This is a genomic window from Streptomyces sp. NPDC007929 (genome assembly GCF_042959065.1).
Classification (GTDB): domain Bacteria; phylum Actinomycetota; class Actinomycetes; order Streptomycetales; family Streptomycetaceae; genus Streptomyces.
Window position 1 is genome coordinate 232,327 of record NZ_JBIBKD010000004.1, and the last position, 14,373, is coordinate 246,699.

16 protein-coding genes are annotated in these 14,373 nt (G+C 73.0%); 10 read left to right on the plus strand and 6 right to left on the minus strand.

Going from position 1 to position 14,373, the window contains the following annotated elements; translation table 11 throughout:
* Positions 1–93 precede the first annotated feature (93 nt).
* Entirely contained in the window at positions 94–741 is a 648-nt protein-coding gene (locus ACFZDE_RS14685; RefSeq protein ID WP_390995420.1) for a VTT domain-containing protein, read from the minus strand.
* Entirely contained in the window at positions 738–1,511 is a 774-nt protein-coding gene (locus tag ACFZDE_RS14690; RefSeq protein ID WP_390995422.1) for an MBL fold metallo-hydrolase, read from the minus strand. Before ACFZDE_RS14690 ends, ACFZDE_RS14685 begins: the two co-directional genes overlap by 4 nt.
* 83 nt (positions 1,512–1,594) lie before the next feature.
* Here ACFZDE_RS14690 and ACFZDE_RS14695 point away from each other — a divergent pair, with 83 nt between their 5' ends.
* From ACFZDE_RS14695 to dnaK, 6 genes are all read left to right on the plus strand, one after another.
* Complete coding sequence (locus tag ACFZDE_RS14695; protein ID WP_030843767.1) at positions 1,595–1,996, plus strand: hypothetical protein; 402 nt, start codon at positions 1,595–1,597, stop codon at positions 1,994–1,996.
* A 112-nt stretch (positions 1,997–2,108) separates the two neighbouring features.
* Positions 2,109–4,181, plus strand: coding sequence for a phage holin family protein (locus tag ACFZDE_RS14700; protein ID WP_391200098.1), 2,073 nt, complete (start codon positions 2,109–2,111; stop codon positions 4,179–4,181).
* A gap of 138 nt (positions 4,182–4,319) precedes the next feature.
* Positions 4,320–4,748 carry an OsmC family peroxiredoxin gene (locus ACFZDE_RS14705; protein ID WP_390995427.1) on the plus strand — a complete coding sequence of 143 codons (429 nt, stop codon included), beginning with the start codon at positions 4,320–4,322 and terminating at the stop codon, positions 4,746–4,748.
* 122 nt (positions 4,749–4,870) lie between these two features.
* Positions 4,871–6,256 (plus strand): hypothetical protein, encoded by a 1,386-nt coding sequence (locus ACFZDE_RS14710; protein WP_391200099.1) that lies wholly within the window; start codon positions 4,871–4,873, stop codon positions 6,254–6,256.
* The gene (locus ACFZDE_RS14715; RefSeq protein WP_391200100.1) at positions 6,253–6,993 is read left to right on the plus strand and encodes a glycerophosphodiester phosphodiesterase family protein; all 741 of its coding nucleotides are present in this window, start codon (positions 6,253–6,255) and stop codon (positions 6,991–6,993) included. The genes ACFZDE_RS14710 and ACFZDE_RS14715 overlap by 4 nt, the downstream gene beginning before the upstream one ends.
* Before the next feature lie 67 nt (positions 6,994–7,060).
* Positions 7,061–8,932, plus strand: coding sequence for a molecular chaperone DnaK (gene dnaK / locus ACFZDE_RS14720; protein ID WP_391200101.1), 1,872 nt, complete (start codon positions 7,061–7,063; stop codon positions 8,930–8,932).
* Here the strand turns inward: dnaK and ACFZDE_RS14725 are convergent.
* Positions 8,929–9,774 carry an NAD(P)H-binding protein gene (locus ACFZDE_RS14725; RefSeq protein WP_391200102.1) on the minus strand — a complete coding sequence of 282 codons (846 nt, stop codon included), beginning with the start codon at positions 9,772–9,774 and terminating at the stop codon, positions 8,929–8,931. The two genes, dnaK and ACFZDE_RS14725, sit on opposite strands and share 4 nt — an antisense overlap.
* A gap of 103 nt (positions 9,775–9,877) precedes the next feature.
* On the opposite strand from ACFZDE_RS14725, the gene ACFZDE_RS14730 reads away from it, so the two are divergent.
* On the plus strand, positions 9,878–10,264 hold the full coding sequence (locus ACFZDE_RS14730; RefSeq protein ID WP_390995440.1) for a winged helix-turn-helix transcriptional regulator: 387 nt from the start codon (positions 9,878–9,880) through the stop codon (positions 10,262–10,264).
* Between the two features lie 9 nt (positions 10,265–10,273).
* Here the strand turns inward: ACFZDE_RS14730 and ACFZDE_RS14735 are convergent, their stop codons facing one another.
* Positions 10,274–10,741, minus strand: a complete 468-nt coding sequence (locus ACFZDE_RS14735) for a molecular chaperone TorD family protein (protein ID WP_390995442.1) — start codon at positions 10,739–10,741, stop codon at positions 10,274–10,276.
* Positions 10,742–10,874: 133 nt separating this feature from the next.
* Positions 10,875–11,738, minus strand: coding sequence for a Scr1 family TA system antitoxin-like transcriptional regulator (locus ACFZDE_RS14740; RefSeq protein ID WP_391200103.1), 864 nt, complete (start codon positions 11,736–11,738; stop codon positions 10,875–10,877).
* Between the two features lie 238 nt (positions 11,739–11,976).
* On the opposite strand from ACFZDE_RS14740, the gene ACFZDE_RS14745 reads away from it, so the two are divergent.
* Entirely contained in the window at positions 11,977–12,402 is a 426-nt protein-coding gene (locus ACFZDE_RS14745; protein WP_391200104.1) for a hypothetical protein, read from the plus strand.
* On the opposite strand, the gene ACFZDE_RS14750 is transcribed toward ACFZDE_RS14745, so the two are convergent.
* A complete protein-coding gene (locus ACFZDE_RS14750) occupies positions 12,384–13,190 on the minus strand; it encodes a helix-turn-helix domain-containing protein (RefSeq protein ID WP_391200105.1) in 807 nt (268 codons plus the stop codon). The genes ACFZDE_RS14745 and ACFZDE_RS14750 overlap by 19 nt on opposite strands.
* A 127-nt stretch (positions 13,191–13,317) precedes the next feature.
* Here ACFZDE_RS14750 and ACFZDE_RS14755 point away from each other — a divergent pair, with 127 nt between their 5' ends.
* Both ACFZDE_RS14755 and ACFZDE_RS14760 read left to right on the plus strand, forming a co-directional pair.
* Complete coding sequence (locus tag ACFZDE_RS14755; RefSeq protein WP_391200106.1) at positions 13,318–13,623, plus strand: 4a-hydroxytetrahydrobiopterin dehydratase; 306 nt, start codon at positions 13,318–13,320, stop codon at positions 13,621–13,623.
* A 4-nt stretch (positions 13,624–13,627) separates the two neighbouring features.
* The gene (locus tag ACFZDE_RS14760; RefSeq protein WP_391200107.1) at positions 13,628–14,371 is read left to right on the plus strand and encodes a methyltransferase domain-containing protein; all 744 of its coding nucleotides are present in this window, start codon (positions 13,628–13,630) and stop codon (positions 14,369–14,371) included.
* Positions 14,372–14,373 lie beyond the last annotated feature (2 nt).

Sequence of the window (14,373 nt, forward strand, 5' to 3'; positions counted from 1 at the left end):
TCAGGGGCGCGGGGAACTGCGCGACCAGCCCCCGACAGCCCGCACCCCGAAAACAACCGCACCCACCACGGCGCCACCGCCCCCGAAAAACAGCTACCGCACCCGCCGCCACACCGCCGGCACCGCGCTGACCAGCACGGTCAGCGCGATCGCCGCCACCACACCCTGCCACGGCTCGGCGAACAGCGACCCCCCGAGGATCCCGATCAACTGGTACGTGGCGGCCCAGGCCAGACAGGCCGGCAGATTCCCCCGGGAGAACCTCCGCAGCGGCCACTCGGCCAGCAGACAGGCCAGCATCACCGGGATGCGCCCCGCCGGCACCAGCCGGGACAGCACCAGCACCGCCACCCCGTGGTCGGAGAGCTTCCGCTGCGCCTGCTCCAGCCGGTCCTCCGGCGCCCGCGACCGGATCGCCTCCAGCCACCGCGAGCCGTTCCTCGACCGCAGCCCGCGCCGCCCCAGCCAGTACAGCGCCGCATCGCCCAGGAACGCCGCCAGCGACGCCGTCACGAACACCAGCAGCAAAGAGAACGGCGCCGTCCGGTGCACGGCGACCACAGCCGCCGAACTCACCAGCGCCCCCGTCGGGATCACCGGCACCAGCGCCCCGGCCAGCACCAGCACGAAGAGCGTCGGATAACCGATCGCCTGCTGCGTGGACTCCGGAACCACCGAGGCCGGGGTGACGGCCGACGCCGCGAGCAGGAGCGCCGGAGCCAGGGGCGCGGACCAGCTCACCGCGCGGCCTTCACGCGCACGCTCTCCCCGTGCCCGAGCCGGTGCACCGCCACGTCGGGTGCCTCGCGGGCGGCCAGCCGGACGAACTCCTCACCCGGCGCGTGGAACTCGTGGGGGCGCACGGCGTCCATGCCGATCGGCCAGTACGTGCCGTAGTGCACCGGCACCGCGCTGTGCGGCGCCAGCCGTGCCAGCGCCTGCGCCGCCCGGCCCGCGTCCAGGTGTCCCTCGCCCAGGTAGGGCCCCCAGCCGCCCACCGGCAGCAGCGCCACCTCGACGGGCCCGACCTCCTTGGCCATGTCGTCGAACAGCCCGGTGTCCCCGGCGAAGTACGTCCGGGCCTCGCCGGCTATGACATAGCCGAGGGCGGGGGAGCGGTGCGGCCCGAACGGCAGCCGCCGCCCGTCGTGCCGCGCGGGCACCGCCCGTACGACGATGTCGCCGACCGGGGTCTCGTCCCCGGGGGCCACCTCGCTCACCCGCAGGTGCGAGAGCCGGCGCAGACCCGGCACCGCCCGGCGCGCGCCCCGGGGCACGAGCAGGCGCGTGCCCTCGGCGAGCCGCATCAGCGACGGCAGGTGCAGGTGGTCGGCGTGCAGATGGGACACCAGCGCCACGTCCGCGCGCGGGGCGCCCGGGGGCGGCAGCGCTCCGCGCCGGCGCCGCAGATGCGCGAGCCGGCGTGCGAACAGGGGATCCGTGAGCACGCGCACGTTCGAGTCCTCGACGGTGCAAGTGGCGTGACCCCACCAGGTGATCTCCACCGGCACTTCTTTGCCTCCTTCGCGCGACTCCCCCGAAGCCTACGTGCAGGAGTAGGGTCGGCGGCGAAACCGGAGGTGAGGGGGACGCCATGGTGCCGGTGCGGGTCACGGCGATCGCGAGTCTGACGCCGCTCGAGGAGCTGGACGACGATCCGTTCCTGGTCGACTCCCGCAGCCAGCACGCGATGTGCGCCCGCTGGGCCGCCGAGCGGGGCTACGTGGTCAGCCGGGAGTTACTCGTGCGGGGTCTGCGGCCCGACCACGGCGCCCTGTGGGACGGCGTCCGGCCCGGCCTCGACCTGTTCGTCGCGCCCAGCCGTCGGGTGCTGGAGAGCGCGCTCGCCTCCGTCGAGGAGTTCACCGCCGAGTGCGCCCGGCGTGGTGTACGCGTCGAGACAGTGGGGCATGCGGAACCCGCGTACGACGCGGCGATGAAGGCCTGTGTGCACCGGCGGCTGTCGATGCCGACGGCCGGCTACGACGGCCGCTGACGCCCCCCTTCACCGGGGTGCGGCCCGGGGACGAATCCGCCCGGCCGGGCGTTGAGACACTGTGGGGGAGGACCCGCGACGGCTGCGGGCCAGGGACGTGAGGTGGCTGGGCGTGCGGGGCGTGCGGTGGCGGCGGGTCGCGAGTCAGGTGGGGCGGAGCGTCGCCGTGTGGGCGGTCTCCACCGTCACCATGCTCGTGCTCGCCGGGATCCTCCCGGACTTCCGGCTCCGCTCGGAGAACGGCGACAGCGCCACGGACATCGCCGTCACGGCCGCCTTCGGCGCCGGCGCCTTCGGTGTGCTGTCGGCCGTGGTGTGGCCGCTGCTGGTCCGGCTGCTGCTGCTCGTACCGGCGCTCGTGCTGGGGCTGCTGGTGTTCTTCCTCAACGGCGCCCTGCTGCTGCTCGCCCTGAACCTCAACCCGGCCGAGCGCGGCGCCGCCGCGCCGGAGACCGCCGTCGTGGTGGCCGCCGTGATGTCCGCCGTGGCCTCCGCCACCGGCGCCGCCCTGGCCGTGCGCGACGACGACGCCTACCGCCGCAGGCTGTACCGCCTCTCCGACCGCCGCCGCCGCTCCGGGCCCCCGTCCCCGGCCAGTCCCGGCACGGTCTTCGTACAGCTCGACGGCGTCGGCCACGACACCCTGCTCGACGCGGTCGGCAAGGGCCTGATGCCCACCGTCGCGCGCTGGCTCGACGTGGGCGACGGCAGCCGCCCCACCCACCGGCTCACCCCCTGGCGCACCGACTGGTCCAGCCAGACCGGCGCCAGCCAGCTCGGCATCCTGCACGGCAGCAACCACGACGTCCCGGCCTTCCGCTGGTACGAGAAGGACACCCGCGAGCTGGTCGTCTGCAACCGCCCGACCAGCGCGGCCGAGCTCCAGCGCCGCGCCGTCGAGCACGCGGGCCACGGCGGGCTGCTCACCGTCGACGGCGCCAGCCGGGGCAACCTCTTCAGCGGCGGCGCCGAACAGCAGGCCCTCGTCCTGTCCATAGCGGCCCGCCGCCGCAGCCGCGAGAACCGCTCCCGCGCGGGCTACTTCGCCTACTTCTCCGACCCGGCCAACGCGGTGCGCACCGCACTGTCCTTCTCCGCAGAAGTGGGCCGCGAGATCGGCCAGTCGACGCGGGCGCGCCTGCGCAAGCAGCGCCCGCGCGTCTCCCGCGGCGGCCTGTACCCCCTCGTCCGGGCCTTCGCGACGGTCGTCGAACGGGACGTCGTCGTCGCCGCGGTGACAGGCGACATGCTGGTCGGCCGCACGGCCGTCTTCGCCGACCTGGTGGCCTACGACGAGGTCGCCCACCACTCCGGCCCGGCCAGCCGCGACGCGCAGAAGGTCCTCGAACGCCTCGACCGCTCGCTCGCCCTGATCGAGAACGTCGCCGAGCACGCCCCCCGCCCCTACCGGATCGTCGTGCTGTCCGACCACGGCCAGAGCCCCGGCGAGACGTTCCGCTCCCGTTACGGCCTCACCCTCGGCGACCTGGTGCGGGCCGGCTGCGGCATGCCCGTGTCGCGCCGGGCGGAACGCACCCGCAGCGGTGCGGAGGCCCGCGCGGCTGTCCGCGCCGCGCTGCCCTTCCCGGTCGCGGAGGGCGACCAGCACCCTCTGGAGCCCGGTTCGGAGCCGATCGTGCTGGCCTCCGGCAACCTCGGCCTGATCTCCTTCCCGGACGTCACGCACCGGATGAGCAAGGAGGAGATCGACGCCCGCCACCCGGCGCTGCTGCCGACCCTCGCCAACCACCCCGGCATCGGCTTCCTGCTGGTCCGCAGCGAGCGGCACGGCGGTGTCGTCCTCGGCGCGTACGGTGCCGAGATCCCGCTGGCCGACCTCGACGACGACCCGGGCCCGCTCGCGCCGTTCGGCCCGGGCGCCGCCGACGCGATACGCCGCACGCACACGTTCCCGCACACCGCCGACATCATGGTCAACTCCATCCACGACCCGGCCGACGGCGAAGTCCTCGCCTTCGAGGAGCAGATCGGTTCGCACGGCGGCCTCGGCGGCGCCCAGGGCAGACCCTTCCTGCTGTCGCCGCTCGGCGTCTCCCCCCCGGTCGCCGACGGTGCGGAACTCGTCGGCGCCGAGCAGGTGCACCGGGTCCTGCGGCGCTGGCTGCGCGAGTCGAACGGACCGCAGGTGCCGCTGGAGAGCACCGAGGAGGAGCACGCCGCCTGACCTCCGGCCGCGCCCGCCCGGCCGCACACCGCCAGAGGGCAGGTCAGTCGTGTGAGTTGGGCCGTAGTGTGATCGGATGGGGGACACGGGGCCCGGCGACGGGCCCGCACGCGAGTCCGCAGGCGAAAGGAAGAACTCGTGGCTACCACGCGCTCCGCACACACGGTCTGGGAAGGCAACCTGCTCGAGGGCAACGGTGTCGTCACCTTCGACTCCTCCGGCGCCATCGGCGAGCAGCCCGTCACGTGGGCCTCGCGCGCCGAGGAGGCGAACGGCAAGACCAGCCCCGAGGAGCTGATCGCGGCCGCCCACTCCAGCTGCTTCTCCATGGCTTTCTCCAACATCCTCAACAAGGCCGGGACGCCGCCCACCAAGCTCATCACCTCGGCCGACGTCTCCTTCCAGCCCGGTGAGGGCATCACCGGCATCCACCTCACCGTCGAGGGCACCGTCCCCGGCATCGACGAGGCCGCCTTCCAGGCCGCCGCCGACGAGGCCAAGACCGGCTGCCCGGTCAGCCAGGCCCTCAAGGCCACGCCCATCACGCTGACCGCCAAGCTGGCCTGACCTGCCGTACGCCCGTCGCGCGGGCCCGCCCACGAGGGGCGGCCCGCGCGTCGTCGTCGGTTCACCCCCTGCGGCCGGGGTATGAACCAGACGCCTCGAACCGCCGGGCCGGAAGGAACGCGATGCTGCCGGGAACGTCCCCGAACGCGACGGTGCTCGACTCCGCCACCCGTGACCGCACCCGCGTCCTGCTGCTGTTCAGCCTCTCCGGACGGCTGCGCCCCCGCGACACCGCCCTCGGCGCCCTGGTCGACCGCTACGACTACGGCCGCTTCGCCTCCCACCTGACGACCAGCCAGGACGTGCTGCCCGTCCCGGTCCTCGACGAGCAGGTCGCGCCCCGCCGGCTGCGGCTGCCGCACGGCGATCACGGCCTCGGCCTCGCGTCGCTGCGGATCCTCGTCGTCGCCACGCCGCGCGGCGACGCCACCCTCGTCATGGACTGCGCCTTCGCGGGCGAGACCACCGCTGGCGACCTCGCCGTCTGGCTGGCCACCACCTGCTTCGACCGGGAGCGGATCGAGCTCGACGACCGTCCGCTGACGCAGACCGTGTCCGCGCAGCTCGGCGGCAGGCCACTCGCGCTCGGCCAGAACGTGCATCAACTCGTCTTCCCCGGCGGCCGGTTACAGCGGGAGCTGCTCGGTGCCGACGAGGCCCGCAAGGCGATCCTGCTCAACGAGATCGTCTACCGCGGCCGCATGCCCTGGAACCCCGCCACCCCCTACGACGCGAGCCTCGCGCCCCACCTCAGGAACCACGGCCTCACACTGTCCGCCCTCGGCCGGGGCGTCTCCGTCCAGACCGGCTGGGCACCGCACGTGGAGAACGGCCTGGTCCTCGTCGCCGTCGGCATGATCTCCGCCCTGTCCGTGCTCCAGCGCACCCGTCTGGCGGCCTTCGCCATGATGAAGGCCAACGAGCAGGCCCTCACCGACTCGCCCACCGAGATCCGCTCCCTGATCTCCCGCCTGTCCGCCGGTGTCAACGAACTCCAGCTGGACCTGGCCTTCGGCGTGGAGGCCTACGTCGACAGCCTGCTGATCCCCGAGATGGTCACCGAGGCCTTCCAGTCCTCCCTGGGCGGCGCCCTGGGCATCCGCGACAGCCTGGAGAACTCGGCCCGCATGGTCGAGCGGCTGACCTCGGTGATCAGCGCCCGCTCCGCCGCCCTGGCCGCCGAGCTCGCCGAGCGTGACGACCGCCGTGACCGCACCGTCTCCGGTCTGGTCGCGGCGGCCACACTGATCGCCCTGCCGCCGACGCTGCTGCTGGCCTTCTTCGGTGTGAACGGCACGAACGTCGACGACCACCGCTCCATCCTCGACCTGAGCGCCTACGGCCCGGCCTACGCGCTGGCCTGGCTGCCCTTCGTCGTCCTGGTGCTGATCGGCTGGGTCCTCCTCAGGCGGGTCCGCACCCGCTCCGGCTCGCTGCTGCCCGCGCCCGACGACAGCTTCGCCCCCGTCCCGCCGCCCCGCTCGCCCTCCGGGAACCCACGACCATGACGCCACACCCCGCCGTCTCCGCCCACCGGGGCGGTTCCGAGCGCGCCGGCGCCGCCACCTGGGAGGCGTACGAGGACGCGATCGAGTCCGGCGCCGAGTACGCCGAGTTCGACATCCGCCGTACCGGGGACGGGGTCCTCGTCGTCTACCACGACCCCCGGGTCGGCCCCGCCGGGCCACCGCTGTCCGCGCTCACCCATGCCGAGCTGTGCGACCGGGCGGGGTACGCCGTGCCCGTGGTGGAAGAGGTCATGGCGCTGATCGCCGGGAGACTCGTGGCCCACCTGGACCTCAAGGAGACCGGCTACGAGCGGGCGGTCCTCGACCGGGCGGTCGCCCTGCTCGGCGCGGACGGGCTGGTCGTGACCACGCTGGAGGACCGTTCCGTCGCCGCCGTCACCCGGGGCTTCCCCGGGGTGTGCACCGCCCTGTCGCTCGGGCGCGACCGCCGTGAGCTGGCCCTCGCCCGGCTGCCCGGGACCCGGCTGAGCGAGCTGTTCCCGACCCGCCGCATCCGGGCCTGCGGGGCGCACGGCGTCGCCGTGCACCAGCGGCTGGCCAGGACGAACGTGCTGCGCGAGGCGACCCGGCACGGCCTGTTCACCATGGTCTGGACCGTCAACGACGACACCCTCATGCGGGCCTTCCTCGCCCATCCGCGCGTCGACGTGCTCGTCACCGACCGGCCCCGGCGCGCGGTGGCGCTGCGCGGGGCGATCACCCCATCGCGGCATTGACAAGAGCGCACTCAAGTTTTGTGCTGGAGTGTGGGACGAGTCGTCGCCCTGGCGGAAGGGGACAGCGATGGGACGAGCGGTCGGGATCGACCTCGGAACCACGAACTCGGTGGTCGCCGTGCTGGAGGGCGGCGAGCCCACCGTCATCGCCAACGCGGAGGGGGCCAGAACCACACCCTCGGTCGTGGCGTTCGCCAAGAACGGCGAAGTGCTGGTCGGGGAGGTGGCCAAGCGGCAGGCGGTGACCAACGTGGAGCGCACCGCCCGCTCGGTCAAGCGGTACATGGGCGACGCGCACTGGCGCTTCCCCGACGAGGGTGACGTGGACGGCACCCGGTACCGGGCGCAGGAGCTGTCCGCGCGGGTGCTGCAGAAGCTGAAGCGGGACGCGGAGTCCTACCTCGGCGAGGACGTCACCGACGCGGTGATCACCGTGCCCGCCTACTTCGACGACGCCCAGCGCCAGGCGACCAAGGAGGCCGGGGAGGTCGCGGGCCTGAAGGTCCTGCGGATCATCAACGAGCCGACGGCCGCGGCCCTCGCCTACGGCCTGGACAAGGAGAACGACCAGACGGTCCTCGTCTTCGACCTCGGCGGCGGCACCTTCGACGTGTCCCTGCTGGAGATGGGGGAGGGCGTCATCGAGGTGAAGGCCACCAACGGCGACACCCATCTCGGCGGCGACGACTGGGACCAGCGGATCGTCGACTACCTGGTGAAGCGGTTCAAAGGCCAGAACGGCGTCGATCTCGCGGCCGACAAGATGGCGGTGCAGCGGCTGCGGGAGGGCGCCGAGCGGGCCAAGATCGAACTGTCCAGCTCGACCGAGACGACGATCAACCTGCCCTACGTCACGGCCTCCGCCGAGGGGCCCCTGCATCTGGACGAGAAGCTGACCCGGGCCCAGTTCCAGGAGCTCACCGCCGACCTGCTGGACCGCTGCAAGGGGCCCTTCCACCAGGCGGTCGAGGACGCGGGCGTGAAGCTCTCGGCGATCGACCACGTCATCCTCGTCGGCGGTTCCACGCGGATGCCCGCGGTGACGGACCTGGTGAAGGAACTGACCGGCAAGGAGCCGCACAAGGGCGTCAACCCCGACGAGGTCGTGGCCGTGGGCGCGGCGCTCCAGGCGGGCGTCATCCGCGGCGACGTCAAGGACGTGCTGCTGCTCGACGTCACCCCGCTGTCCCTGGGCATCGAGACCAAGGGCGGCATCATGACCAAGCTCATCGAGCGCAACACCACCATTCCGACCCGGCGTTCGGAGATCTTCACGACGGCGGCCGACAACCAGCCCTCGGTCGGCATCCAGGTCTACCAGGGCGAACGGGAGATCGCCGCGTACAACAAGAAGCTCGGCGTCTTCGACCTGACCGGGCTGCCGCCGGCCCCGCGCGGTGTGCCGCAGATCGAGGTGGCGTTCGACATCGACGCCAACGGGATCATGCACGTCTCCGCCAAGGACCTGGCGACCGGCCGGGAGCAGAAGATGACCGTCACCGGCGGCTCGGCCCTGCCCAAGGACGACATCGACCGCATGATGCGCGAGGCCGAGCAGTACGCCGAGGAGGATCGGGGGCGCCGCGAGGCCGCCGAGACCCGCAACCAGGCCGAGCAACTCGTCTACCAGACCGAGAACTTCCTCCGCGAGAACGGCGACAGGATCCCCGCCGACACCAAGAGCGAGGTCGAGTCGGCCGTCACCGAGGTGAAGGAGAAGCTGGAACAGCAGGCGGACACCGCCGCCCTGCGGGCCGCCGTCGAGAAACTCGCCTCCGTCAGCCAGAAGATGGGGCAGGCGATGTACGCCCAGGCAGCCCAGCAGACCCCCACCGAGGGCCCTTCCGGCACCTCCCAGGACGAGGAGGGAGTGGTCGACGCCGAGATCGTCGACGACGACAAGGACCAGGGCTCGGCGTCGCGAAGCGACACGTCCTAACGGAACGCGGCCACGTGGCGGTGGGCCCAGTCGGCGAAGGTGCGGGGCGCGCGGCCGAGGACCCGCTCGATGTCCGGGCTGACCAGCAGTTCGGCGGGGGTCGGCGCACCCAGGATGGCCAGGGTCGTCTCCGCCACGGGCTCGGGCATGAACCGCAGCAGCTGCGCCAGGGCCTCCTCGCGGGTCTGCTCGACGAAGCGGACCGGTTCGCCGAGCGCCAGCGCCAGGGCCGCGGCGCGCTCCCGGGGCGTGGTCAGGGCGGGTCCGGTCAGCTCGTAGACCTGTCCGGTGTGCCCGTTCTCCCGCAGCGTCGCCGCCGCGACCTCGGCGATGTCGTCCGGGTCGACGGTGGGCAGCCCGACGTCACCGAACGGCGCGGCGACGGTCCGCAGGGCGCGGACGGACTCGGCCCAGGCGTAGGCGTTGGAGTCGAAACCGCCGGGCCGCAGGATCACCCAGTCCAGCCCCGACCCCCGCACGGCGTCCTCGATGGCCCGTCCCACACCCCCGTGGGAGGCCGACTCCGGCCGGGTCGCGACGCCCTGCGAGGAGAGCAGCACGACCCGCCGGACCCCGCCGTCCCGGGCCGCGTCGAGGATCCGCCCGGCGTCCAGCAGATGGGCGTCGGCCCCTCCGTTCTGCAGGAACAGCGCCTCGGCGCCCTCCAGCACGGGCCGCAGGCCGTCGGCGTCGGTCAGATCCGCCGGGTGGGCCTGGACCCCGTCCGGCAGGTCCGCGTCCAGGACCCTCCGCGAGGTCGCCGTCACTTTCTCCCCGGCCCCGGCGAGGACCTGTACCAGCGCCCGGCCCACGTTCCCGGTCGCACCGGTCACCACGATCATGAACAACTCCCTTGTTCCACGGCCTTGTTGCCGATGTCGTGGACGCTAACACCGTCGGTATAGTAGGTACCTAGAGGAAAGTGACTATCTGAAAGGGGTGTGCATGAGCGTGGAGACGACCCCTGCGGCGTCGGCGGCCACCGTTCCGGAACTCGCCTGCCCGATCAGCTCGGTCGTGGACATCGTGTTCAGCCGGTGGACCACCCCGGTCCTGTGGACGCTCCACACCCACGGCCGGCAGCGCTTCGTCGAGCTGGAACGACGCATCGGCACCATCACGCCGAAGGTGCTGACCCAGCGCCTGCGGCAACTGGAGCGCGACGGCCTGGTCGTGCGCACCTACCACCCGGAGGTCCCGCCCCGGGTCGAGTACGAGATCAGCGAACTCGGCCGCAGCCTCGCCCCGCTCTTCGCCCACCTCGCCGACTGGTCGGCCGCCCACCTCGACGAGGTCGAGCAGGCCCGCCAGGCCTACGACAGCGAGAGCTGACGACGGGAGCTAGCGGCCCGTGGCGACCGGCGGCAGCGTCGCGCAGACCGCGTCCAGGACGCTCGCGTACGGCGTGCCGAAGTCGGTGAGCTTCGACCGGAGCCGGTCCAGGCCGTCCCGGTGCTCCGTCAGCAACTCGTCACTGCCGGTCCGGGAGGCGAACTCCAGGACCGCCGGCAGGAAGTCCGGCGGCTCCTCGCCGGTGGTCTCCAGACCGTGCGCGCGGTACAGCTCCTCGGAGGGCGCCGGGGTGGCCTCGCGCCAGACGCTCAGATACAGGCTGTGATCGTGCCCGGCCTCGAACACCTCGACGTAGTGCGCGGCCAGTTCCATGGGCGGGGTGACGGCCGCGTGGTCGGCGAACTCCCTCAGCTGCGGCGCCGCTTCGCGCAGCAGCGGCAGCCGGGCGCGGAAGTCGTCGTCGGGGTACATCAGGCACAGCGCCGCCGCCTGGTACAGCACCTCGAATCCGGGCATCGGACCTCCTTCGCGTGCGCTCCCTTGCCCGCCCCGTCCTCCCGACGCTAGGGGCGGGCCGGGGAGCACACCTGCCGACGGCGCCCGTACGGGTCAGAACCCGCGCCACGACGTCCGGGCGCGGCGCGGCGGCTCAGTAGCGCTCGCGGTACTCCCGCAGCAGCTCCTTGGTGCGCTGCGCGGAGCCCGCCCCCGCCGTCATGTGGTCCAGCACCTCCAGATGCGCCGAGACCTCCTTGCGGGAGTCCAGGTACAGCGCGCCGGTCAGATACTCGGTGAAGACCATGTCGGGCAGTTCCGGCTCGGCGAAGCGGAAGAGCGAGAAGGGGGCGTACGTCCCCGGATGCGGGCCGTCGGCGAACTCGGCGATCTGGAGGGTGACCCGGTCGCGCTCGGCGTACTCCAGCAGCTTGTCCAGCTGGTCGCGCATCACCCGGCCGTCCACGCTCACCGGGCGCAGCAGCACCGTCTCGTCCATGATGACCCACAGGTGCGGCGGGTCCCGGCGGTCCAGGAGCCGCTGCCGCTCCATGCGCAGCGACACATGCCGGTCAACGGCCTCCGGCCCGGCGTTCGCGATGGTGCCGGAGCGCATCACGGCCCGCGCGTACCCCTCGGTCTGCAGCAGCCCCGGCACGAAGTGCGGCTCGTAGGACCGGATGATCCGGGCGGCGCCCTCCAGGCTCACGTACAGGCTGAACCACTCGGGCAGCACGTCGTGGAACCGCTGCCACCAGCCCGGCCGGTTCGCCTCCTCGGCGAGGTCGACGAACGCGTTCACCTCGTCCTCGGCCACCCCGTACGCCGTCAGCAGGATCTGTACGTACGGAATCTTCAGCGCGACGTCGGCCGTCTCCATCCGCCGCACCGTCGCGGGAGCGACCCGCAGCACCTTGGCGGCCTCGTCCCGGCTCAGGCCCGCGGCCTCGCGCAACTCCTGCAACCGCTTGCCCAGCACCACCTGGCCCACGGTGGGTGCGGCCCGCCGTTCACTCACGCCACGCCTCCCCAACGCGCCCACGCCTGTGATCAGTCTGGCACGTCCGGCCGGCGGCGACACAGGGCTCGGCCCGAGAAGATCCCCGGAAACGGAGGAACGGGCCGGGCATGACCCCGCGGGTAATCGACCGGACGCCGCCGGAACGGGAGGGTGAACCCACCGGCTCCCGGGGCGGCGCACTCCGTCCCGGGACCCGGCCCCGGCCGCATTACGACCCGACGGAGGGTGATTCCCCATGTCCGCGATCCAGCTCGCCGCACTCGCCCGGACCGGTGAGCCGCAGTCCATGCTGCGCCGCTTCCTCGCCCTGGACGCCGTCGTGACCGGCGGCAACGCGCTCGCCTACCTGGCGTTCTCCCACCCGCTGGGGCGGTTCCTCGGAGTCGGCGCCACACTGCTGCTGGCCCTGGGCGCGTTCCTCGCCCTCTACGCGGCGGGCGTGGGCCTGCTGGCAGCCCGCAGGCGGCCCCCGGCGCTCGGTGTGCGGACCGTCGTCGAGGCCAATCTCGCCTGGGCCGCCGTGAGCCTCGCGGCCCTGGCTCTGTGGCTCACTCCGAGCACGCCCGGCGCCGTGTGGACGGTGCTCCAGGCCCTGGTCGTCGCCGGATTCGCCGTCCTCCAGCACCTGTCCCTGAAGGCACGTCAGGACATCAGCTCCTGAAGGTGCTTGACCGTCGCCGGGTCGGCCGGGAGCAGCGTCTCGATGGCCAGCTCGGCGACCGTCACGTCCATCGGCGTGTTGAACGTGGAGATCGAGGAGATGAACGACAGCGTGCGTCCCTCGTGCTCGATCCGCAGCGGCAACGCGAAGTACGGCACCGGCTCGGCGGGCTCGTCCGCCGGATCCGCGTCGGGCACCGGATACGCCGCCACCTCCTCGTACAGCGCCCGCAGCGGCTCCGAGCGGTGCAGCGCGATCTGCCGCTCCATCTGCTCCAGCAGATGCCCCCGCCAGGCGCGCAGATTACGGATGCGCGGCGCGAGCCCCCGCGGGTGCAGGGCCAGCCGCATCGCGTTCAGCGGCGGCTCCAGCAGCGACGCGGCGACCCCGTCGACCAGCGTCATGATCCCCCGGTTGGCGGCCACCACGTTGTACAGCGCGTCCACCACCAGCGCCGGATAAGGCTCGTAGCCGCCGATCAGCCGCTCGATGCCCTCGCGCAGCGCGCCCAGCGCCGGGTCGTCCAGCGGGGTCTCCGGATAGCGGGGGGCGTAACCGGCCGCCAGCAGCAGCGCGTTGCGCTCCCGCACGGGGACGTCCAGATGCTCGGCCAGCCGCAGCACCATCTCCTCGCTGGGCCGGGAGCGGCCGGTCTCGACGAAGCTGATGTGGCGGGCCGAGGAGTCCGCGCGCAGGGCCAGCTTCAGCTGACTGACCCGCCGCTGCTCCCGCCAGGCCCGCAGCAGCGGGCCCACGCCCCGCTCGGCGGTGGACGGGTGAGTGGTCATGCCGGGACCGTAGTCGAGAACCGGTCGTCCGGGACAGACGCACCCTTCTGACCAGGGCTTCGGCGGCTCCCCTGTGGCAGGCTGAGAGAACACGAGGACTCCGCGGCCACGGAAAGGAGCGCAGCCCATGCCCGTCGAACCGCTGTCGCAGAAGGAGGTCGAGGACCGGCTGGCCGAGCTGCCGGGCTGGTCGCTCGACAAGGACCACCTCATCCGCTCCTACCGGCTCGGCTCGCACTTCGCGGCGACGGCGATGGTCGTGCACATCGCCCAGGTCCAGGAGGAACTGAACCACCACTCCGACCTCACGCTCGGCTACAACACCCTCTCCCTGGCCGTGCACACGCACAGCGCGGGCGGCGCCGTCACCGAGAAGGACTTCGAGCTCGCCCGCAGGGTGGAGGACCTGGCCCCCGGGCACGGGGCACACTGACCGGGTGCTCGACTACGACAAGGAAGCGGAGCGGTACGACGCCTCGCGCGGCGGCGAGCCCCGGGCGGCCGCCGCCGCGGAAGCCGTGCTGCGCCTCGTACCGCCCGGCACGGACCGGCTGCTGGACGTCGCCTGCGGCACCGGCATCGTGACCCGCCGGCTCGCCGCCGCCCGCCATGACATGCGGGTGACCGGCGTCGACCTCGCGGCGGCGATGGCCCGGCAGGCATCCACCCGGCTCCCCGGCGCGGTCGTACGCGCCGACAGCCGCCGGCTGCCCTTCCGGGACGGGCGGTTCGACGCCGTGTGCAGCGTGTGGCTGCTGCACCTGGCGGCCGGGCCCGCCGAGGTGCGCGACATCGTCGGCGAATGCGCCCGGGTGCTGCGGCCCGGCGGGTTCTACATCACGACGGTCGACAAGGCCGCCTCCCACAACGTGGGCAGTGACATCGATGTCGTCCTGTCCTCCCGGCCGCCCAGCCCGGTCCGGGACGCGGCGGCGGACGTCGAGGCCGCGGCCGCCGCCCACGGCCTGCGGCCGGCCGGGCAGGCCCGCTTCACCGGTCACGGCCAGGGCCGCAGCCCCCGCCGCACCATCGCCGACCTGCGCCGGGGCTGGTTCGTCACCCTGCCGCCCGGCGACCCGCTCGCCGACGGCTTCGCCACCCGCCTCGCCGGCCTCCCCGACCAGGAACGCCCGCGCCCGGACCCGGTGTTCAGCCTGCGGGCGTTCCGGAAGACGGGCTGAAC

Bases quoted from the DNA above. Each gene is read 5' to 3' on its own strand.
- ACFZDE_RS14695 (WP_030843767.1), top strand. From the start codon at position 1,595: ATGGTGCCGGTGCGGGTCACGGCGATCGCGAGTCTGACGCCGCTCGAG.
- ACFZDE_RS14710 (WP_391200099.1), top strand. From the start codon at position 4,871: ATGCTGCCGGGAACGTCCCCGAACGCGACGGTGCTCGACTCCGCCACC.
- ACFZDE_RS14715 (WP_391200100.1), top strand. From the start codon at position 6,253: ATGACGCCACACCCCGCCGTCTCCGCCCACCGGGGCGGTTCCGAGCGC.
- dnaK (WP_391200101.1), top strand. From the start codon at position 7,061: ATGGGACGAGCGGTCGGGATCGACCTCGGAACCACGAACTCGGTGGTC.
- ACFZDE_RS14725 (WP_391200102.1), bottom strand. From the start codon at position 9,774: ATGATCGTGGTGACCGGTGCGACCGGGAACGTGGGCCGGGCGCTGGTA.
- ACFZDE_RS14730 (WP_390995440.1), top strand. From the start codon at position 9,878: ATGAGCGTGGAGACGACCCCTGCGGCGTCGGCGGCCACCGTTCCGGAA.
- ACFZDE_RS14735 (WP_390995442.1), bottom strand. From the start codon at position 10,741: ATGCCCGGATTCGAGGTGCTGTACCAGGCGGCGGCGCTGTGCCTGATG.
- ACFZDE_RS14745 (WP_391200104.1), top strand. From the start codon at position 11,977: ATGTCCGCGATCCAGCTCGCCGCACTCGCCCGGACCGGTGAGCCGCAG.
- ACFZDE_RS14750 (WP_391200105.1), bottom strand. From the start codon at position 13,190: ATGACCACTCACCCGTCCACCGCCGAGCGGGGCGTGGGCCCGCTGCTG.
- ACFZDE_RS14755 (WP_391200106.1), top strand. From the start codon at position 13,318: ATGCCCGTCGAACCGCTGTCGCAGAAGGAGGTCGAGGACCGGCTGGCC.